Here is a 20,028-nt window from a genome sequence, read left to right as displayed (position 1 = left end):
TCTCCTTACTTGCGGAACATGGCCAGCATGCGCTGGGTGACGGCAAAGCCGCCAAACATATTGATAGCGGTTAGCACGATGGCGGCGGCGGCCAACCAGGTGATCAGGCCATCAGGACGACCGACAGCTCCGGCCACCGGAGACACCTGCACCAGCGCACCGATGGCGATGATGCTGCTGATGGCATTGGTCACACTCATCAGCGGCGTGTGCAGCGCGGGCTTGACGTTCCACACCACCATGTACCCCACAAAACAGGCCAGCACAAACACTGTGAAGTGGCCCAGGAAAGCTGCGGGTGCGTAGCTGCCGATCACCCAGAACAACACAGCCGCAACAGCCATGAGAACGAGCAGGCTCTTGGCTGACATGGGTTCGCCAGCGCCACCGTGCCCGTGTGCAGGCTTCTTCGCCACCACCGGCGCGGCTGCCTTGGCGGCTGCGGGGGCTGCCGGCGCCTTGGGCGCGGGGGCTGGCCACGTTACGGTACCGTCCTTGATGACGGTCAGGCCGCGGATGGCATCGTCTTCCATATTGACGTTAACGATGCCATCCTTGGTCTTGCACAGTTCTTCGGCCAGACGGAACAGGTTGGTGGCGTACAACGTGGATGATTGTTTGGCCAGACGTGAGGCCAGGTCGGTGTAGCCCACGATAGTCACACCATGCTTCACGACGGCCTGACCAGGCTCGGTCAGCTCGCAGTTCCCACCCTGCTCGGCGGCCATGTCGACGATCACGCTGCCGGGCTTCATGCTGCGCACCATCTCGGCAGTGATGAGTTTGGGCGCTGGCTTGCCGGGAATCAGCGCGGTGGTGATGATGATGTCCACCTCTTTGGCCTGCTGCGCGTACATGGCGCGCTGCGCGGCTTGGAAACCTTCGGACATCACCTTGGCATAGCCGCCGCCGCCGCCGCCCTCTTCCTCGTAGTCCACCTTGACGAACTCACCGCCCAGAGAGACCACCTGGTCCGCGACCTCAGCGCGCGTGTCATTGGCGCGCACGATGGCGCCCAAGCTGGCAGCCGTGCCGATAGCGGCCAAGCCAGCCACACCGGCACCGGCGATGAACACCTTGGCGGGAGGCACCTTGCCTGCGGCAGTGATCTGGCCATTGAAGAAACGACCAAAGGCATTGGCCGCCTCAATCACGGCGCGGTAACCACTGACACCCGCCATGGAGGTCAACGCGTCCATCTTCTGCGCGCGGCTTAGCGTACGGGGCAGCGCGTCAATGGCCAGTACGGTGGCCTTTTTGGCGGCCAGTTGCTGCAGCAGTTCAGGGTTTTGCGCGGGCCAGATAAAGCTGATCAGCGTGCCACCTTCGCGCAGCAGGCCGACTTCGGCAACGGAAGGACCACGCACTTTGAAGACGATATCGGATTGCGCCCACAGCTCGGCAGCCGTGGCCACCACCTCCGCACCCGCTGCGCGGTAGCTGTCGTCGTCACAGTTGGCCAAAGCGCCTGCGCCCGACTCCACACTGACCTTGAAGCCCAGCTTGATCAGCTTCTCCACCGCCTCCGGCACCGTGGCCACGCGTTTTTCGCCCGGGAACGTCTCCCGGGGGATACCAATACGCTGTCCTTTTTCCGTGGCAACACTCGTCTGCATCAAGCGACTCCTCTAATGGGTGGGCGGGCTCTGGGGGCGTTTTCGCGGCGGTAAGCTTCGCGAAAGGATACTGGGCGGCAACTTTAACTGAATTTCTCCACGCAAACGCCTGCGCGGCGGCACTGGCACGGCGGGCCTGCGCAAAACAGCCCAACCCGCCATGCCCATAATCTGGCATGACCCAACGATGGAAACCCAGTGTCACCGTGGCCGCTGTCATAGAGCAGCAGGGCCGCTTTCTGCTCGTGGAAGAACACACCCCCGAAGGCCTGCGCCTGAACAATCCGGCTGGCCACCTGGACCCCAGCGAATCCCCCGCTCAGGGTTGTTCCCGAGAGGTATTAGAGGAAACGGCCTACGCCTTCACGCCCACCTTTCTCGTAGGCCTGTACCTGTCGCGCTTCCAGCGTCAGCGCGCCGATGCGCTGGAAGACGTGACCTACCTGCGCTTTGCCTACGCCGGCACCCTGGGCGCCTTTGACGCGGGCCGCACGCTGGACACCGGCATTGAACGCACCGTGTGGCTGACGGCCGATGAACTGCGCAACAGCCAAGACCGCCACCGCAGCCCGCTGGTGCTGCGGTGCATGGAGGACTACCTGCGCGGTCAGCGCTACCCGCTGGAGCTGGTCTACGCCGATGACAGTCTCTGGCAGCCGCAAAAAATGCTATAAAAACAGGAGCTTATTGCGCAATATCCACGGGCTACAGAGGTCATTTTCACCCCAAAACACGAGGCCTGGCACACCCCGTAAAATCAGGGGCATGAGCAAGCAACGCATCGTGGTGGGATTGAGTGGCGGGGTGGATTCCGCCGTCACCGCCCACCTACTGAAACAACAGGGCCACGAGGTGGTCGGCATCTTCATGAAAAACTGGGAAGATGACGACGACAGCGAGTACTGCTCCTCCAACATCGACTTCGTCGACGCCGCTGCTGTCGCAGACGTACTGGGTATCGAAATCGAGCACGTCAACTTTGCCGCCGACTACCGCGACCGCGTGTTTGCCGAATTTCTGCGTGAATACCAGGCCGGCCGCACGCCCAACCCCGACATCCTCTGCAACGCCGAGATCAAGTTCAAGGCCTTTCTGGACCACGCTATGCGCCTGGGGGCCGAGAAGATCGCCACCGGGCACTATGCCCGGGTCCGGCTGAATGGCGCTACCGGCAAGCACGAGCTGCTCAAGGGCCTGGACCCTGCCAAGGACCAAAGCTACTTTTTGCACCGACTGAACCAGGCCCAGCTGTCCAAGACGCTGTTTCCCGTCGGCGAGCTGCACAAGACCGAGGTACGCCGGATTGCGGATGAGATCGGGCTGCCCAACGCCAAGAAAAAGGACTCCACCGGTATCTGCTTTATCGGCGAGCGTCCCTTCCGCGAGTTCCTGAACCGCTACATCTCCAAAGAGTCCGGTCCCATCAAAAACGCCAAAGGGCACACCATTGGCGAGCACGTGGGCTTGTCCTTCTACACCCTCGGCCAGCGCCAAGGTCTGGGCATTGGCGGGCTCAAGGCCAAGGGTGCGCAGCGCGGCAGCGGCGACCACGCCCCTTGGTTTGTCGCGCGCAAGGACATGCAGAACAACACCTTGTGGGTGGTGCAAGGACATGACCACCCTTGGCTGCAATCCAGCCAGCTGCTGGCGCAAGATGCCAGCTGGATCGCCGGACACCCACCTGACGCAGGCCTCTTGGCCGCCAAGACACGGTACCGCCAGGCAGATGCGCCATGTACCTTGGCAGCCGAACCTGGATCATCGTTTGCGCTCCATTTTGCGGCCCCTCAGTGGGCTGTGACACCCGGGCAATCCGCCGTGCTGTATGACGGCGACGTGTGCCTGGGTGGGGGTGTGATTGCAACGTCCTTGCCCCATACGGAAGCGAATACCCCCAGCTGAAAAACCGCGGTTTCATGACATATTTGGCATTTGCGCTATCGAAGCCGGTGCTAACATCTCCCGAGAGGCGGATTGCATACAGTTCGCTAGGGACCACTTGAAAGCCCACGTCCATGTTCCATGTACTCCGCAACAGCGACGGATCCATTGCCTCACTGGCTCGTGACGAACGGCCGGGAGGTGAATTGCTCGCCGACGAACATCCGGACATCCAGCGCTTCCTGGGCAATAGAGGCGGTACCGCAGGATTCAATGAGGCGGACGCAGAGTTTGTGCGCGTGCTGGAAGACTTGATTGATACGCTCATCATGAAAAACGTCATCCGCCATACGGACCTTCCCGATGCTGCCCAGCGCAAGCTCATGCTGCGCAAGGGGCTGCGCAACCGCATGCACGGAGCATTGAATCTGCTGGGTGGCGACGAGCGTCTTCTCTAACCACATGGTGACTCCACCCACTCCACCACACACGCCCGCCAAACCCGCCGCTTGGCGATTGGGCGAGCGCAGTCTTCACTTCGATCCCTTGCTGGACAGCGTCGTTGCGATTGCCCGACTTTTTGGCATCGCAACCACCCAAGAAGCTCTCTCTGCCGGTTTGCCACTGGAGGGCAATCTGGTCACTCCCGCGCTACTTCCACGGGCCGCAGCGCGGGCGGGCCTGACTGCACGCCTGGCACGCCGGGAACTGTCCGACCTGCGCCCCGGCTTGTTGCCGGCCATTTTGTTGCTCAAAGACAAGCAGGCGTGCTTGCTGCTGGAGTGGATGGAAGATGGCCAGGCCAGGGTCCGCTTCCCTGAGGGGGGCGAATCGAGTGATGTACTCCCCAAGGCTGAGCTGGAAGCCTTGTTTGCAGGCGTAGTATTTTTTGTGCGCCCGGTCTTCAAGTTTGAACCGCGCAACCCGCAAACCGGCCAAGTCAAGTCAGGGCACTGGTTTTGGGGAGTGGTATTTCAAAACTGGCGCCTCTACCGTGACAGCCTGCTGGCGGCGCTGCTGATCAACGTCTTCGCGCTGGCCATGCCCATGTTCTCCATGACGGTCTACGACCGCGTGGTACCCAACCGGGCGGAAGAGACGCTGTGGGTCCTGTCAATTGGTGTCCTGCTGATGATGGGCTTTGACATGGTGCTGCGCATCTTGCGCGCCCACATTCTTGATACCGCAGGCAAGCGCATCGATGTGACGCTGTCGTCCCGCATCATGGAGCGGGTACTGGGCCTGCGCATGGCCGACCGCCCGGCTTCCGTGGGCTCTTTTGCCGCCAACCTGCGGGCTTTCGAGGCAGTCCGCGATTTTGTGGCATCGGCATCCATCACTACGCTGGTCGACCTGCCGTTTGTACTGGTGTTTTTGCTGGTGATTGCGTGGATATCTCCATGGCTACTCATCCCGCCCTTGGTGTGCATTGCTTTGCTGCTGCTGGCTTCCTTGGTCGTGCAGCAAAAAATGCAGGAACTGGTGGAAGTCACTCAGCGTGCGAGCGCGCAGCGCAACGCAACATTGGTAGAAAGCTTGGTAGGCATTGAAACCATCAAATTCATGGTGGCGGAGAGCGCTTTCCAGCGCAAGTGGGAGCAATCCACAGTATTTCTAGCGCAGCACGGGGCCAAACTGAAACTGTTGTCCAGTGGGACCCTGAATTTTGCGCAAATGCTGCAACAACTGGTGTCGGTCACCACGGTCATTGTCGGCGTCTACCTGTTGATGTCCAACCAGATCAGCATGGGGGCAATCATCGCAGCATCCATGCTGGCGGGGCGCGCCATGGCGCCGTTTGGTCAGGTAGCTGGACTCCTCATGCAGTACCACAGCGCCAAGAGTGGCTTGGCCTCGGTTGATACCCACATGCAAACCCAACCGGAACGGGCGGACGACGCAGCTTTCTTGCATCGCACAGGTTTCCAGGGAACCATCGAATTCAAGAACGTCAGCTTCACCTACCCAGGACAGCAACAGGCCGTGCTGAGCCGGGTGTCCTTCAAAATCCATGCGGGAGAAAAAGTGGCCTTCATTGGCCGCGTGGGCTCTGGCAAGTCCACCATCCAGCGCCTGATCCTCGGTTTGCACCAGCCAACCGAGGGAGCGATTTTGATTGATGGCATTGACTCGCGGCAGATTGACCCAGCCGAGTTGCGCCGGGCTGCCGGGTTTGTATCCCAGGATGTGAGCCTGTTCTATGGCACGCTGAAGGAAAATATTGCACTGGGTGCCCCGTTTGCTGAGGACCAGGATGTGATTGCTGCCGCCGAGATCGCGGGTGTCACCGAATTTGCCAACCGCCACCCCCGCGGCTTTGACATGCCGATAGGCGAACGCGGGGAATCATTGTCAGGCGGACAACGCCAGGCCGTCGGCATCGCGCGCGCAGTGCTCAATGACTCCCCCATCCTGTTATTGGATGAGCCCAGCAGCGCCATGGACCACCAGAGCGAGGATCTTCTCAAAGCCCGCTTGCGGCGCTTCACCATGGGCAAGACCGTGGTACTGGTGACTCACCGGACCTCCCTATTGGAGTTGATTGATCGCCTGATCGTGATTGACAACGGGCAAATCATGGCGGACGGGCCTAAGGCCCAGGTCGTCGAAGCGCTGCAAAGTGGCCGTGTCGGGAGGGCCGCATGATGGCTGAGCAGGTCACCTCAGACAAACCGCGTTGGAAAATGGCGTGGGAGCGTTTTTACGCATTCTGCTCGTCCTGGATAGACCGCTGCATGCTTGCCGTGGTCGGCAAGCACAGTGAACAGGATGGCGACTTTGATGCCAACGCGGACTGGGCCATCGCAGAGCAAACTCCCCAGGGGGCACGCATTGTGATCTGGCTGAGCGTGGCGTCATTGGCAGTGCTTTTGCTGTGGTCCGCATTTGCAGTTCTGGATGAAGTGACCCGCGGCGAGGGCAAGGTCATCCCTTCCCGCCAAATCCAGATACTGCAAAGCATGGATGGCGGGATCGTGTCCGAGATCTTGGCGCGCGAAGGGCAGACCGTCAAAGTAGGCGACTTGCTGCTGAAAGTCGACCCCACACGCATGGTGTCGTCTTTGCGCGAGAACCAATCCCAGTACTTGGCTTTGTTAGCCAAAGGAGCGCGTTTGCGCGCCTTGGCAGAAAGTTCCCGCTTTAGCCCGCCAGAGGAAGTGGTTCAGCAGGCGCCTGACATTGTGGAAGCAGAGCGTGCACTCTACGAGTCCCGCCGTGCGGAGTTGGATGCCACGATTGGCGTGGCACGTCAGCAAGCTACGCAACGCGGCCAGGAATTGGTTTCGATGCGAGCCCGCCGAGAGCAAGCCGCACAGAGCTACACCCTGACCGCACGAGAGCTGGATATGACTCGCCCCTTGGTCCGAACCGGCGCAGTCTCGGACGTAGAACTGCTGCGGCTGGAACGCGATGTTGCCCGCTACCGTGGAGAGCGCGACAGTGCCAACTCCGATATACCGCGCCTAGAGTCAGCTGTCGCCGAGGCCAATCGCAAGATCCAGGAGATAGAACTCACATTCCGTAACGTAGCCCGCTCGGAGCTCAGCGAAGTGAATGCCAAACTGAGCACGTTATCAGAAGGAAGCGCAGCGCTGGAAGACCGGGTTAAACAAACGGAAATCCGCTCACCCGTGAATGGCACGGTAAAGCAACTCAAAGTTAACACGGTAGGTGGAGTTGTCCAACCTGGCAAAGATGTCATCGAACTGGTGCCATCCGATGATGCGTTGCTGCTGGAAGCAAAGGTCTTGCCCCGCGACATTGCGTTCTTACGGCCAGGCCAAAAAGCCCTCGTGAAATTCACTGCCTACGACTTTGCGGTCTACGGAGGATTGGAAGCCACTTTGGAACAAATCGGTGCGGATAGCGTAGTCGATGATAAAGGCAATGCCTACTTCGTGGTCCGTGTTCGCACCCTGTCCAATACCATCGGCCAGCAAAAGCTGCCGATCATTCCCGGCATGGTGGCAGAGGTGGATATCTTGACAGGCAAGAAAACGGTTCTGTCCTACTTGCTCAAACCCATCCTACGTGCCAAGGCGCGAGCATTGACTGAGCGATGAGCGGAACTACCAAAGGGCTGTTTCTCAGCCAAGATGTGGGACTGTTGTCGCACTGGAAAAAAGCGCTGAAAGGTAACAAAAGCTCTACCTACCCTGCGCTGAGTGCCATTGCGCCAAACACCCTCACGGAATCCGCGCTGCTTTGGATCGACTTGTCCACACCCAGGTTACCTGCATGGAATCACCCCGACTGGGTACCTCTTCTGCGGCATGCGCATGTGCGTGTGGTAGCCGCGAGCTCTAATCCCAAGGACGCAGAAGCAGTTGCAGCACTGGATGCAGGTTGTGCCGGGTATTGCCACGCCTACGCTGATGCCGCTACGTTACGCCAAGTAGAACAAGTCGTACGGGTGGGGCATGTCTGGATTGGCACAAATTTAATGCAGAAGCTGATACAGACTGCAAACCATGTCGCCGCGCGAACACCGACGACTGACGCTTGGGCGCTGACCTTGACCGCTCGCGAAAAGCAGGTCGCCCTGCTAGCAGCCAAGGGGGCCTCCAACCAGGATATTGCGAACCAATGCGACATATCAGAGAGAACCGTCAAAGCCCACCTGAGCGCCGTTTTTGACAAACTAGGCATCGCAGATCGCCTGCAACTGACCCTCAAGGTTCACGGAATCCAGTAAAAATCCACACAACCTGTACTTGAGGACAATAGGCAGACGAGCCCGAGTGCCCTAGAGTCAGTGAATATCAATTCGCTGAATTCTGGAGTTTGTATGGCTGCCAACCAAGTTACCGCCCAAGCACGTGGCGTTGTTGTGATCCTGCAGGGCAAGGCTTGGATCGTTAATGCGGATGGCAGCCGACGCCCATTGAAACTCGGTGACGAGGTCCAAGAAGGTCAAATCGTCGCCACAGAAGATGGATCCGTGCTGGAGCTTGCCTTGCCCAATGGGCAGCCTCTGAGCATTACCTCAGGCCGTGAACTGTTGCTGGATGCAAACTTGCTCGGCACTTCGCCCACAGACCCCACGGAAGCTGCACTGAAAGACCTCAACAGCGGAGCAGAGGCAATTACGCGCGCCTTAGCTACGGGAACTGGCGACCTGTCTTCAGAGCTGGAAGCTACGGCAGCCGGACTCGGAGGGGGAGAAGGCGGTGATTCACACAGTTTTGTGCGCTTGGTACGCATCAGCGAAGAACTGACCGCTCTAGGCATTCAACGTGCCGCAGACCCACAGAACGGAGAATTGCAAGAAGACCCGTTGGGTGGCGCTGCACAAGATTCGCCACTGCCCAGCTCTGCCGCCACCACGACCACCGCCAACGTCGTCATCTCCGACGCCACCTCCGTGGCCGAGGCCAATGGCAATTTCTTGGTCTACGACGTCAGTCTGTCCACTCCCGTGGCGGCCAACACCACCGTCACCCTGAGTCTGGCTGGCTCCGCCACCAATGGCGTTGACTACAACAACCTGCAGTACTACAACGGCTCGGCCTGGGTCGCCGTGCCTGCTTCCAACCAGATCACCCTGCCCGCTGCCGGCACCGCCGTGCAGGTCCGCGTGGCCGTCATCGATGACGCTCTCACCGAGTCCACCGAGACTGTCATCCTGGGCGCTGGTTCCTCTTCCAACCCCTTGGTCTCCACCGGCGACACCGGCAGCGGCTCCATCCTCAACAATGATGCTGTACCAACCTTGGATCTGGACAACAACAACAGCACAACAACGGGGGCAAACTACCTCACCACATTCACAGAAGGCGGTTCTGCAGTAGCAATAGCCGACACGGATGTCGTTATCACAGATACTGACTCGACCGCAATAACAGGCGCAACCATCACGCTGACCAACGCACAGGCAGGTGACGTACTGACCGTCGGTGTATTGACCGCAGGAATCTCTGCAACCGTCACCGGAAATGTCATCACGCTGACAGGCTCAAGTTCACTGGCAAATTACCAAGCCGCATTGCGGGCCATCACGTTCTCCAACACCCTAGAGAATCCGAGCACAACGCCTCGCAATATCACCGCAGTTGTGACAGATGGCACCACAACCTCAAATGCGGCAACCACTACGGTAACAGTGATTCCTGTCAACGATGCCCCAGTGACGAACAATGCCACGGCCAACGGAAACGAGGACACAGCCATTCCTGTTACCGTAACGGGAAGTGATGTGGATGGAACCATAGGCGTATTCACCCTTACAAGTCTGCCTGTCAACGGTCGTTTGTACCTCGATGCCGCAATGACTCAACTGGCAGGAACGGGTATCGACTACACAGCCAGCGCAAATGCGCGGACCTTTTACTTCATGCCATCCTCGGATTGGAACGGCTCAACGGCCTTCACCTACACAAGCAAGGACAACGCAGGCTTAGTTTCCGGAAATACGGCCACAGCAACCATCACCGTCTCACCTATCAACGACGGAGCACCGATCGCGACCAACGATGTTTATCAGGCATTGGTGGGGCAAACAGTTACCTTTACGCGTGCAGATCTGATGGCCAACGATCTGCTGCTCGACAATGCAACCATCACGGCCAATGGAACTCTACCGACAGGACTAACGTACAACGCCGCGACTCAGACTTACACCTATACCCCAACCACAGCAGGATCTGGTTCGTTCAGCTACACACTGACAGACCAAGATGGCCAAACCAGTACCGGATCGGTCAATCTATCTGCCTTCAATGCACGCGACGACTTGGCTATCGTCAATGAATCGGCGTTGAGCACGGGCAGTGGTACCGGAGCCAGTACCGCCAGCGGTAGTTTGTGGACCAACGATGTGGGGTTGAGCGGAAACATTACTGCCATTACAGGGCCCGCCGGGAGTACGGTCACACTCTCAGGAAACATCTACACAGCGACTACGGCGTACGGAACTTTGGTTGTGGACCGAACCACGGGCAGCTACACCTATACACTCACAGACCGCGTAGACAACGACAGCGCCTCAGGAGCAACACCATTGAATTTGGTGGAGCAGTTCACCTACACACGCACTGGTGGAAGCGCAAGTTTGCGAGTCACCATTGTGGATGACGTACCAGCTGTGCAATCTCACACCGTGGAGGTGCCGCAAAGTGGAGCTGCGACAAGTTACAACCTGGTATTGATGCTAGATACTTCTGGCAGCATGATTAACACTGGCGACGGCGGTGCCGTGCGTGTTGTAGACGCCGATGGAAATGCGAGCATTTCCAGTCGCTTGGCGGTGGCCAAACAGGCACTCATCGATATGGTGAGCAAGTACTACGATGAATCGGCTAACGTGACGGTAAAGGTTGGATATTTTTCTGGGACAGCCACCGCGGGAACTACATTGCTGACCTCCAAGGCAGATGCGATTGCGGCAATCAACGCCATACCCGCATCTGGAGGCTCGACAAACTATGAAGATGGTTTGTACAAAATTCAGGACATGTTCGGCACTATCGACGCCAGCAAAACCAATATTGCGTACTTTGTTTCCGATGGAGTTCCAACTGTGAGTGTGGGCGCAAGCGGCACTTTGACACCTGCGACAGAGACAAACGCACCAGCCAACCCTATTAGCTACACACAATTTCTGGCGAATAACCCGTCAGTTCAATCCTATGCCATCGGCATTGGCGGCGGTATAAGCAACACCGCGCCACTAGACAGCATTCACAACATAGATGCAGATAAGAGCAATACAAAGGATCCTGCAATTCTGGTAAACGACCTGAATCAGCTGTCGGAAGCCCTGAACGCGACCATCCCACCCAGCTTTGGCGGCAACGTCGGAACAACTGGAGGCAACCCTTATGTGAAGATTGGGGCAGACGGCGGCTATGTTCAATACATTGACGTTCTGCTCGATGGCAACGACACGGACACTCTGTCTGACACCACCGTACGATTCACTTTCAATGGTACCAACCAAATTACCTATGATGAGTTTTATCGTACGGGTGTACACACCACGGTGACATTGAATGCAACTTTGCTGACCTTGAATAGTGGGCTGGGATTCACTAAGGGAACGCTTGTTTTCAACTTCGAAAATGGTGACTACTCTTACTACACACAAGGTTCAGCAACCAGCGGTGATCAAATAGATATCGGCTTCAGTGTGATTGACCGTGATGGAGACACCGCGAGCGCAGTAGAGAGTATCAAGATTGTCAATGGTCGTCCGATTGCCAATGCAGACCGCGACACGTTGTTCCTCAAAAACACCTTCTTCGAGGGGAATGTAGTCACGGCTACGGGAACCGATGGAGCCGGACAAGCCGTCACGGTATTTAACCTGGGCGCGGGCGCGGATAACATGGTGGACAATGCCAAAGTGACGTCTATTACCTTCAACGGCGCCACATTCAACCTGACAACACCAAGCTCAGGCACGCTGGGTGGGGGAAGCTATAGCGTAAATGTTGCCAATGAATTGAGCTGGACCAGCTCAACGGACGGTTCAACCCTAGTATTCCACAGTGACGGATACTACAAATACACGCCACCGACTTCACAAACCACTGCTCCCAGCACCGGCGCACAGCAGACAATTGGATTTGAGACAGACCCTTCAGGTCTAGGTGTAACTCTGCAAGGCGTAACCCGTACAGGCAACGTCAATGCACCAGATGGAACTATTAACTTCGGAGGCTCACCTGGCGTGGGTGTCAACGGAGGTGGCGCCAACCAAAGACTCGACAACCTCGAGACTTTGGTGATTACCTTTAACCGGGCAACCTACGCTCAAGGCGTCACCAATCTGCAACTGAACATCAATTCAGGCAATAGCAACTTAGGCACGGGTACAGCTGTCGCCGTAACTGCCTACGACATTGCAGGCAACCTATTGGGACAAATCGCCATAACGAGCGAAGGGTATGTCACATTGCCCGGCACCTGGAGCAGTATTGGCAGCATTCGCATCGAACCCAATAGCAATGCAAGCGTCATGATTGACGGCGTGCGCTTCAACGCAGTCAACTTGAACAGCGCGGCGACCAATATCCCAGATCAAACTATCGGCTACACACTGACGGACGATCAAGGAGACTCCTCGTCTTCTAGCCTGACTCTGCACATTGTCACCAACGAAATTCAAGGAACTGTCGGCGCAGACACACTAAATGGAACGACGGGCAACGATGCGTTGTCAGGATTTGCAGGCAACGACACAATTAATGGCGGGGCGGGGGGAGACATTATCAAAGGCGGCACAGGCAATGACACCATCGACGGCGGTGCCGACGATGACCAGCTGTACGGCAATGAGGGCAACGACATATTGCTTGGCGGCAGCGGCAAGGACTATGTGGAAGGCGGCACTGGTGACGATGACATTCAGGGTGGTACAGGCAACGATGACCTGCGCGGCAACGAAGGAAATGACACCATCCGTGGAGATGCCGGCGCAGACCTGATTAGTGGCGGCGCAGGAAACGATATCCTCTATGGAGGAAGCACTGCGTTGAGTGATGGGATGGTCGACACATTCAAGTGGCAGCTGTCAGACCGAGGAACCACTGGAGCCGCGGCGGCATCTGACACCATCATTGGTTTCGACGCCGCTCCGGTGAGCAGCAATGGTGACGTCCTTGATTTGCGCGACCTGTTGACCGCGGAAACACACACGGGACTAGATACTGGGAACCTTGCAAACTACCTACACTTTGAATACGTGGGTGGCAATACCATTGCACACATTAGCAGTGCCGGACAGTTTGCTGGCGGCTACCAGGAGTCCAAGCAAGACCAAGTTATTACCCTACAGGGCGTCAACTTAGTCGGCAGTTTCTCGAACGACCAACAGATCGTTGCAGACCTGTTATCAAAGGGAAAGCTTATTACTGACTAAGCAATCCGTAGCGGGGGCTGGTACTGTTATGCGGGGTTCGTCACAGCAGGCCCGGTCGCGCCATCAAAACCGATACCCACCAGTGCAGTCAACTCTGCACTGGTGGCAACCCCTTCAGCCAGTACCTGCAGGCCAATATTGTGGGCGATGCTGCACAGCCCTTTGAGAAACGCAGCGTTGCCCGCATTGGAGTCCACCCCGCGTACAAAACTGGCATCGACCTTGAGGTAATCCAAACCCAATTCATGCAAGAGACCGATCTGGCTGAAATGATCGCCGTAATGCTCCAGCCCAATACGGCAACCACGCTCTTTCAACTCCGTACAAAGCGGCTTGAAGGCAGGCAGGTGCTGCAAAGCACCAGCTTCGGAGACCTCTAGCCACAAGCGCCCAGCCACATCCTTGTGCGTATCGATCAACGCCAGCAACCGTGATCCAAACTGCGGATCCTGCAACGAGCTGGCGGACAGATTGATCGCCAAGCCACTTAGCTGTGGCTCGGCGCGAAGCTCTTTCAAACCCAACTGCACTGCAGCAAGATCCAAAGCGGGCGTCAGTTTCAAGCGTTCTGCAACGGGCAGGAACCGCCCCGCGGGGAGCCACTCCCCTTTTTCATCAAACATCAATCGCAGAGGACACTCACGGTGCGACAAACCGCCCTCCGCATTAATAACAGGGAAGGATATCAGTCGCACCCAACCATGCTCCAGCGCACGCAAAATCATCACCGCCCACTGCTCTGCCGTGCGTGGCATTTCGTCAGCGGCATCCTGCGGGGCCTCACGCACTCCGTCTGCGTGCCCCGCCTCCGCAGTAGCCAACGCCAAATCCACGCGTGCGAGCAGACTCCCCAGGTCGTCTCCATGCACAAACTGACCAACACCCAGCCAAGCACAGGCCTGACCATCCACAAAAGGTGCCGAAACCCGCACCAATTGCTGCAATAGATGCTGCGCCACGGCCAACGCTGCACGCTCGGCAGGCAATAGCACCGCAAAGTCGGCTCCATTAAGTCGTGCGCCAGACCCACTGGGCACACTGTCTGCACAGGCGGCAATCACAGCTCCGGCAGTTTTCAGAAAATCATCGGTCGCTACGCGGCCCAGACGACGGTTGATATCTGCCAGATTGGCCAAACGCACCAACACAAGCGATCCACCGACCGAATCTTCCGCGTCGATGCACTGTCTGAGGCGTGCCATGAAATGCGAGCGATTGGCCAGGCCCGTCAGGGGGTCAAAATTGGCCTCTTGCCGCACCACCTCCAGTCGCGACGCCTCCTCCTCAAACATGCTCTTGAGACGTCCCACTGTCACATTCATCGCAAGTGCCAGTTGCTGGAGTTCGGGAACCCGCGGCTCTTCCACCGTTACAAAGCGTCGCTGGGCAATAGCCTTGGCCTGCTCAATGACAGTATCCAAAGGCTTGCGAATACGGCCCAACACCATGGAACCCAGCCAACCACCCACCACACCAGCAACCGACAAGGCCAGCACCATTTCATAGGCGCTTTTCCACAGAGCTCCGTAGGCAAACCGGCTATGGCTTACCAAAGACACAGTACCAAACTGCTTCCAACCGCTGCTGATCTGAGCCTGTCCTGGCGTTGCGGTAATCGGCAACAGGCGAATAAACCATAGGGGAGCTCCTGCGTCTTTGGCGTCGCTCACCCGTTCGGTCATCGTCTTCCCGGCAGGGTCATTGATACGAATCAGCTCGTAGTGGCCACTGTCAAACAAGGATGCCACCACCAGATCGACCATCACAGCATCCGGGTTGCCCTGGCTCAGGGACAAAGCCAAAGCTGTCGCGTTGTCTGTATTTTTGATGGACAACTGCGACTCCAGATAACCGCGAGCGCTGAGCAATGAGGCCAACAAACTTCCGCCCAAGGCCAGCAACATACTGGCCACAATGGCCAACCACAACTGACGGTACATCGACATAACTATCTCCTCAGGCCAACGACCTAGTCAAAACCTTCTGCTTTGGCACGCCGCAGCAAATCTTCCCAACGCGACAAACGCCCCGTACCACCGGCCGCAGCAGACTCGCCGCCGGCAATCCCTGCAAACACACCAGCACTGTTGAAACTGAAGACCGGCACCAGATCCGGCCGGCGCGAAGCGGGCCGAATGTCTGGAATCAGGTTGTCCATGATCAACGGCTCCGCATCAGGCTGCGCGTAGTAAGCCAGCACCATATGGGCTTGCGTCGGGGCACCGTCTGCACTACCAGTTTTGGCGCGCACGTATATCAGACGCAGCTTCTCGGGGGCTACGCCCGTCTGCAGCAAACTGAAGTACTTGGCAATCGAGAAGTCCTCACAGTCCCCCGCCCCACGTCCAATCGACTCCATCGGCGTGGCCCAATAGTCGGTCTGGGACCACACCACACTGTCTTCGGCAAACTGCAACTGCTGATTAAAAAAGCCATTTACCCGTTTGATCCGTTCAAGATCAGAGCTTGCAGCGCCTGCCTGCACGAGAGCCCGCCATGCATTGAACTTTGCACTAGGTGCGCTGCCCCAGCGTTGGGTCAGACTTGCAAGCAGCCGGTCAAAGTCTGCCGCGCCACTGGCGACACCGACCACCAACACCCAACAGTACCAAGCAGCCAGCATCCCGCGCAATGAAGCAAGAGATACCAAGCGTGCGCGTGAGGTGCCGGTCATGGGGGGACAGTGCTTCGCTGAAAAAAATCCGGATTACGTGACATTCATCGCATTTAGGCCGGGTTTTCAGCGGTTGAATGGAGGTCGGCAAGTGCCCCAAAAAGCGGGACTCCACGATAATCCTAAGACTAGCGCTGAGCAAAAGATTAGCATAGCGCATCCGTCTCCACACAAGCATGGCACGCTTGGAACCCAAGAAGTTTCTATCCATGACCAGACTGACCACCATCAGCCAAGCCATTGCGCTTATTGCACTCGCATGGAGTGCCCAAGCCCAAACGACAAATGCCCCTGCATCCCCCTCCACACTCAAGGACGCCGTAGAACGGGCGATTCTGCAGAACCCCGAAGTCAAATACCGCTTCCACAATTTCGAAGCCTCCCAGCAGGAACGCAAATCCGCCGAAGGTGCTTGGTTACCCCGTATAGACCTGGAAGCGGGTACCTCGACCAATGAAACGGTCAAACCCTCATTGGCCAGCGCGAAGTCCTACAATGCCAACCGGGCCAGCATCCAGCTGCGCCAAACCCTGTTTGACGGCTTCGCCACCCTGAACGAGGTGCGCCGGCTAAGTCATACCCAACAAGCGAGCTACTACGAACTTCAATCTGCCAGCAACCAGATTGGACTGGAAACGGCACGCGCCTACCTGGACGTGATCCGCTACCGCGAGCTGGTGGAGATGGCCGCAGACAACCTGCTGACCCACCGCGAAGTCTACGAACGCCTCAACCAGAAGGTACAAGCCGGTGTTGGCCGGCGTGTGGATCTGGAACAAGCTTCAGGCCGTATGGCGCTGGCGGAATCCAACTGGATCACCGAAGTCAGCAACCTGCATGACGTGTCAGCCCGCTACCAGCGTTTGGTTGGTGACATCCCGGCCTCGAGCCTAACGCCCCCCCAACCCTTGGTCAGCTTCATGCCCCAGGGTATCGAATTTCTGCGCGGCGCAGTCGCCCAAAACCCGGACTTCCTGGCTTCAGTCTCCACCCTGCGAGCTTTCCGCGCTGACATGAACCAGCGCAAATCGCCGCTCTACCCCACTCTGGAGTTCAGAGCCCGCCAAAGCTTCGAAACCAACCAAAGCGGCGTCAGTGGAGACTACCGCGATTCCGTCATGGAGCTGGTCCTCAGCTACAACCTGTTCCGTGGCGGCTCGGATATCGCCAAGATCAAGCAGTACGCCTCCAAACTCAATGTTGCCTTCGACTTGCGCGACAAGGCGTGTCGCGACACTTGGCAAACCGGACAGATTGCCTACAACGACTCGGTACGTCTGGGTTCGCAAATCAAGCTACTGCAACAGCACGAACTCTCGACCTCCAAAGCCCGCGTCGCCTACCAGCAGCAATTCGACATCGGCCAACGCTCGCTGCTGGACCTGCTCGATACCGAAAACGAGTATTACCAAGCGCGACGCGCGCTGGCCAACGCCGAGTACGACCTGCAACTCTCCCATGCACGGGTACTGGCCTCATCAGGCTCTCTGCTGCAAGCGCTGCAATTACGTCCGCTGTCAACCGATCTGCCCAGCACGGCAGGCGGCACCGAGGACAAGGACGACCTGATGGAATGCAGCAGCCACACCCTACCCTCGATTGAAAAAACTCCCGTGCCCATGGCAAGCCCGAAGCCGGTAACGCCGGAGCCGCAGCCAACCCCGGTGGTTGTAGCGCCAGCACCTGTAGCGCCCAAACCGGACCCCGTGGCTCAGGCCTGCGCCCAGATCCCCTCCGCAGTGCAAACCTGGCTTGCTGCTTGGAACTCCAAAGATGCGAGCAGCTATTTGGGCCACTACGCTGACAACTTTGTCCCAGCTATGGGCCTGAGCCGCAACGCATGGGAAAACCTGCGCAAAAAACGCATCGGCAAACAGGGCGACATCCAAGCTGCCATCAGCGATATCAAGCCACTGTCCTGTGACGCAAATAACGCGGAAGTGTCGTTCAAGCAAGAATACGGCTCGGTGGACTACCGCGACAGCGTAGAAAAAACACTATCCCTCACCCGCGTTGGAAACAGCTGGAAGATCGTGCGCGAAACCGTCACCAAGGGCCGGACCTTCTAGGGACAGCAAGCCCCAAAGAGAAAAAAGCGACTGGAACCCAGTCGCTTTTTTCTTGCGTGTGGCGCAGCCCCTTCAAGATGGCTGAGCTCGCTGCCGCTGCGCGTCAGAACGGAATGTCGTCATCCATATCGTCAAAGCCACTCGCGGGCCGCGGCGCGGGCGCCTGACGCGGTGCGGGTGCAGGGGCTGCCGCGCGGGGCGGCGGCGCGGGGCGGCGAGGGGCTTGCTGGTAACCACCGCCCTCATCGCCGTCCCCACCAGGGCCACCCATGCCTTCACGTCCACCCAGCAGCTGCAGTTCAGTGGCCACAATGTCGACGGTGTTCTTCTCGACGCCAGACTGGTCAGTGTATTTGCCGTACTTCAGGCGGCCTTCCACGTAAATCGGGCGACCTTTCTTCACGTATTCGCCAGCAATCTCTGCCAAGCGGTCATAAAAGGTGACGCGGTGCCACTGGGTGTCTTCAATGGATTCGCCGGTGTTCTTGTCCTTGCGGCGGCTGCTGGTGGCCACGCTGACGTTCGCCACCGCCTGACCAGAAGGCAGGTAGCGGATTTCGGGATCGCGGCCGCAATTGCCGACCAGAATGACTTTGTTGACGGATGCCATGGGACTTTCTCCAGATTAATCGCAGATTATGCCGCTGCCCGAGCCGCCGGAGCCCGCATGGGCCAAGCCACCACCAGCCAGGCCAGCATCGCCAGCGCACAGGCGCCAAACAGGGCCTGTGGCCCAGCTGACTTCACCAGCCAGCCCCCCACAGCGCCGCCAGTGAAAAATCCCAGGGACTGCAAGGTGTTGTAAACCCCCAGCGCTGCACCACGCGACGCAGCAGGAGCCACCCGCGACGCCAAACTGGGCTGGCTCGCTTCCAGGACATTGAAGCCGCAGAAGAACACCAGCAGCAGCAGCCCCAGCGTCCAAATGCCCGGTGCCGCCCCACTCAGCACAAGTAGCACCAGTTGCACCAGACCGATCAATCCGATGGCAACCAAAAACACGGCCCGCAAATACCCACGTTTTTCCAGCGGGAACAGGACGGCGCCCATCACTACAAACGAGGCCAGCACCGCTGGCAGGTACACCTGCCAGTGCAAATCACGCACCAATCCGGCCTGCACCAGCAGGCCCGGCAAGGCCACCCACATCGCCAACTGGACGGCGTGCAGCACAAAAACCCCCACGTTCAGGCGCAACAGCGCAGGCTGGCGCAACACGGCCAGCAAGCCTCCGCGCGCCTGGTCCACCTGCTGGGCCGGTTCAGGTGGCACCCACCACAGAACCACCGCAATCCCTCCCACGGCCAACAGGGATGTCAAGGCAAACAGGCCATGCAAACCCACATAGGCCGCCAGCAAAGGAGATAGCACCAGAGACACCGCAAACACCAGGCCAATACTGGCACCCACCAGCGCCATAGCCTTGGTACGCACAGCGTCGCGGGTCTGGTCGGCCAAAAGGGCGGTCACCGCCGCAGAGATGGCACCAGCTCCTTGCAAAGCGCGCCCCGCCACCAGCCATTGGAGTGTGGGCGCCCAGGCAGCAACGGCGCTGCCCGCTGCAAACACCAACAAGCCCATCACCATGACAGGTTTGCGTCCAAAGCGATCTGAGGCGATGCCAAACGGGATTTGTAACAGCCCCTGGGTGAGGCCATAAATGCCCATGGCCATACCCACCAGTGCCGTGTCTTCGCCACCCGGGTATTTGCGCGCCTCCAGGGCAAAGACGGGCAGGACCAGGAACAGCCCCAGCATGCGCAGGGCAAAAATCAGCGCCAACGAAGCGCTGGAGCGCCGCTCCAGCGGCGTCATGGAGGTATCGGGAACAGAGGGGGCAGACACGGCAGTCACTCTCGGGCAGTAAAGGCGGCAGAAACCAGGAGGCGACACCGCAGCCCAACATTGTCTATCATGGCGGGTTAC

Annotated in this window: 13 protein-coding genes; 8 read left to right on the top strand and 5 right to left on the bottom strand. The window is 58.3% G+C overall.

The features are described 5' to 3' along the window. Positions 1-5 precede the first annotated feature (5 nt). A complete protein-coding gene (locus tag CHU94_RS15550) occupies positions 6-1,616 on the bottom strand; it encodes a Re/Si-specific NAD(P)(+) transhydrogenase subunit alpha (RefSeq protein WP_094481546.1) in 1,611 nt (536 codons plus the stop codon). A gap of 176 nt (positions 1,617-1,792) precedes the next feature. On the opposite strand from CHU94_RS15550, the gene CHU94_RS15545 reads away from it, so the two are divergent. From CHU94_RS15545 to CHU94_RS15515, 7 genes are all read left to right on the top strand, one after another. Continuing rightward, positions 1,793-2,290: an NUDIX hydrolase gene (locus CHU94_RS15545; protein WP_094481544.1), complete on the top strand. Its 498-nt coding sequence runs from the start codon at positions 1,793-1,795 to the stop codon at positions 2,288-2,290. A gap of 91 nt (positions 2,291-2,381) precedes the next feature. Then, positions 2,382-3,518 (top strand): tRNA 2-thiouridine(34) synthase MnmA, encoded by a 1,137-nt coding sequence (gene mnmA / locus CHU94_RS15540; RefSeq protein ID WP_094481542.1) that lies wholly within the window; start codon positions 2,382-2,384, stop codon positions 3,516-3,518. Positions 3,519-3,631: 113 nt separating this feature from the next. Further along, positions 3,632-3,955, top strand: a complete 324-nt coding sequence (locus tag CHU94_RS15535; RefSeq protein WP_094481540.1) for a hypothetical protein — start codon at positions 3,632-3,634, stop codon at positions 3,953-3,955. Between the two features lie 4 nt (positions 3,956-3,959). After that, on the top strand, positions 3,960-6,143 hold the full coding sequence (locus CHU94_RS15530; RefSeq protein ID WP_094481538.1) for a type I secretion system permease/ATPase: 2,184 nt from the start codon (positions 3,960-3,962) through the stop codon (positions 6,141-6,143). Between the two features lie 89 nt (positions 6,144-6,232). Next, positions 6,233-7,561: an HlyD family type I secretion periplasmic adaptor subunit gene (locus CHU94_RS15525; RefSeq protein ID WP_255033993.1), complete on the top strand. Its 1,329-nt coding sequence runs from the start codon at positions 6,233-6,235 to the stop codon at positions 7,559-7,561. Beyond that, the gene (locus CHU94_RS15520) at positions 7,558-8,193 is read left to right on the top strand and encodes a response regulator transcription factor (RefSeq protein WP_094481536.1); all 636 of its coding nucleotides are present in this window, start codon (positions 7,558-7,560) and stop codon (positions 8,191-8,193) included. The genes CHU94_RS15525 and CHU94_RS15520 overlap by 4 nt, the downstream gene beginning before the upstream one ends. 93 nt (positions 8,194-8,286) lie before the next feature. After that, complete coding sequence (locus CHU94_RS15515; protein ID WP_094481534.1) at positions 8,287-13,359, top strand: retention module-containing protein; 5,073 nt, start codon at positions 8,287-8,289, stop codon at positions 13,357-13,359. Between the two features lie 26 nt (positions 13,360-13,385). On the opposite strand, the gene CHU94_RS15510 is transcribed toward CHU94_RS15515, so the two are convergent. Further along, positions 13,386-15,305, bottom strand: a complete 1,920-nt coding sequence (locus tag CHU94_RS15510; protein WP_094481532.1) for an EAL domain-containing protein — start codon at positions 15,303-15,305, stop codon at positions 13,386-13,388. A 23-nt stretch (positions 15,306-15,328) separates the two neighbouring features. Next, positions 15,329-16,033, bottom strand: a complete 705-nt coding sequence (locus tag CHU94_RS15505) for a transglutaminase-like cysteine peptidase (protein WP_255033992.1) — start codon at positions 16,031-16,033, stop codon at positions 15,329-15,331. 209 nt (positions 16,034-16,242) lie between these two features. Here CHU94_RS15505 and CHU94_RS15500 point away from each other — a divergent pair, with 209 nt between their 5' ends. Next, positions 16,243-18,102 (top strand): TolC family outer membrane protein, encoded by a 1,860-nt coding sequence (locus CHU94_RS15500; protein ID WP_176452054.1) that lies wholly within the window; start codon positions 16,243-16,245, stop codon positions 18,100-18,102. A 103-nt stretch (positions 18,103-18,205) separates the two neighbouring features. Here the strand turns inward: CHU94_RS15500 and ssb are convergent, their stop codons facing one another. Continuing rightward, positions 18,206-18,712 carry a single-stranded DNA-binding protein gene (gene ssb / locus CHU94_RS15495; protein ID WP_094481526.1) on the bottom strand — a complete coding sequence of 169 codons (507 nt, stop codon included), beginning with the start codon at positions 18,710-18,712 and terminating at the stop codon, positions 18,206-18,208. Between the two features lie 26 nt (positions 18,713-18,738). Then, entirely contained in the window at positions 18,739-19,917 is a 1,179-nt protein-coding gene (locus CHU94_RS15490) for an MFS transporter (RefSeq protein ID WP_094481524.1), read from the bottom strand. Between the last annotated feature and the right edge of the window lie 111 nt (positions 19,918-20,028).

Source organism: Rhodoferax sp. TH121, from assembly GCF_002251855.1.
In the GTDB taxonomy this organism is placed as follows: Bacteria; Pseudomonadota; Gammaproteobacteria; order Burkholderiales; family Burkholderiaceae_C; genus Allorhodoferax.
Note: the sequence above shows the minus strand (reverse complement) of the source record. Positions and strands in the feature narration are given on the sequence as shown.

What these genes read in the sequence shown, in the direction of transcription:
- CHU94_RS15550 (WP_094481546.1), bottom strand. Translation starts at nt 1,616, where the DNA reads ATGCAGACGAGTGTTGCCACGGAAAAAGGACAGCGTATTGGTATCCCC.
- CHU94_RS15545 (WP_094481544.1), top strand. Translation starts at nt 1,793, where the DNA reads ATGACCCAACGATGGAAACCCAGTGTCACCGTGGCCGCTGTCATAGAG.
- mnmA (WP_094481542.1), top strand. Translation starts at nt 2,382, where the DNA reads ATGAGCAAGCAACGCATCGTGGTGGGATTGAGTGGCGGGGTGGATTCC.
- CHU94_RS15535 (WP_094481540.1), top strand. Translation starts at nt 3,632, where the DNA reads ATGTTCCATGTACTCCGCAACAGCGACGGATCCATTGCCTCACTGGCT.
- CHU94_RS15530 (WP_094481538.1), top strand. Translation starts at nt 3,960, where the DNA reads ATGGTGACTCCACCCACTCCACCACACACGCCCGCCAAACCCGCCGCT.
- CHU94_RS15525 (WP_255033993.1), top strand. Translation starts at nt 6,233, where the DNA reads ATGCTTGCCGTGGTCGGCAAGCACAGTGAACAGGATGGCGACTTTGAT.
- CHU94_RS15520 (WP_094481536.1), top strand. Translation starts at nt 7,558, where the DNA reads ATGAGCGGAACTACCAAAGGGCTGTTTCTCAGCCAAGATGTGGGACTG.
- CHU94_RS15515 (WP_094481534.1), top strand. Translation starts at nt 8,287, where the DNA reads ATGGCTGCCAACCAAGTTACCGCCCAAGCACGTGGCGTTGTTGTGATC.
- CHU94_RS15510 (WP_094481532.1), bottom strand. Translation starts at nt 15,305, where the DNA reads ATGTCGATGTACCGTCAGTTGTGGTTGGCCATTGTGGCCAGTATGTTG.
- CHU94_RS15505 (WP_255033992.1), bottom strand. Translation starts at nt 16,033, where the DNA reads ATGACCGGCACCTCACGCGCACGCTTGGTATCTCTTGCTTCATTGCGC.
- CHU94_RS15500 (WP_176452054.1), top strand. Translation starts at nt 16,243, where the DNA reads ATGACCAGACTGACCACCATCAGCCAAGCCATTGCGCTTATTGCACTC.
- ssb (WP_094481526.1), bottom strand. Translation starts at nt 18,712, where the DNA reads ATGGCATCCGTCAACAAAGTCATTCTGGTCGGCAATTGCGGCCGCGAT.
- CHU94_RS15490 (WP_094481524.1), bottom strand. Translation starts at nt 19,917, where the DNA reads ATGACGCCGCTGGAGCGGCGCTCCAGCGCTTCGTTGGCGCTGATTTTT.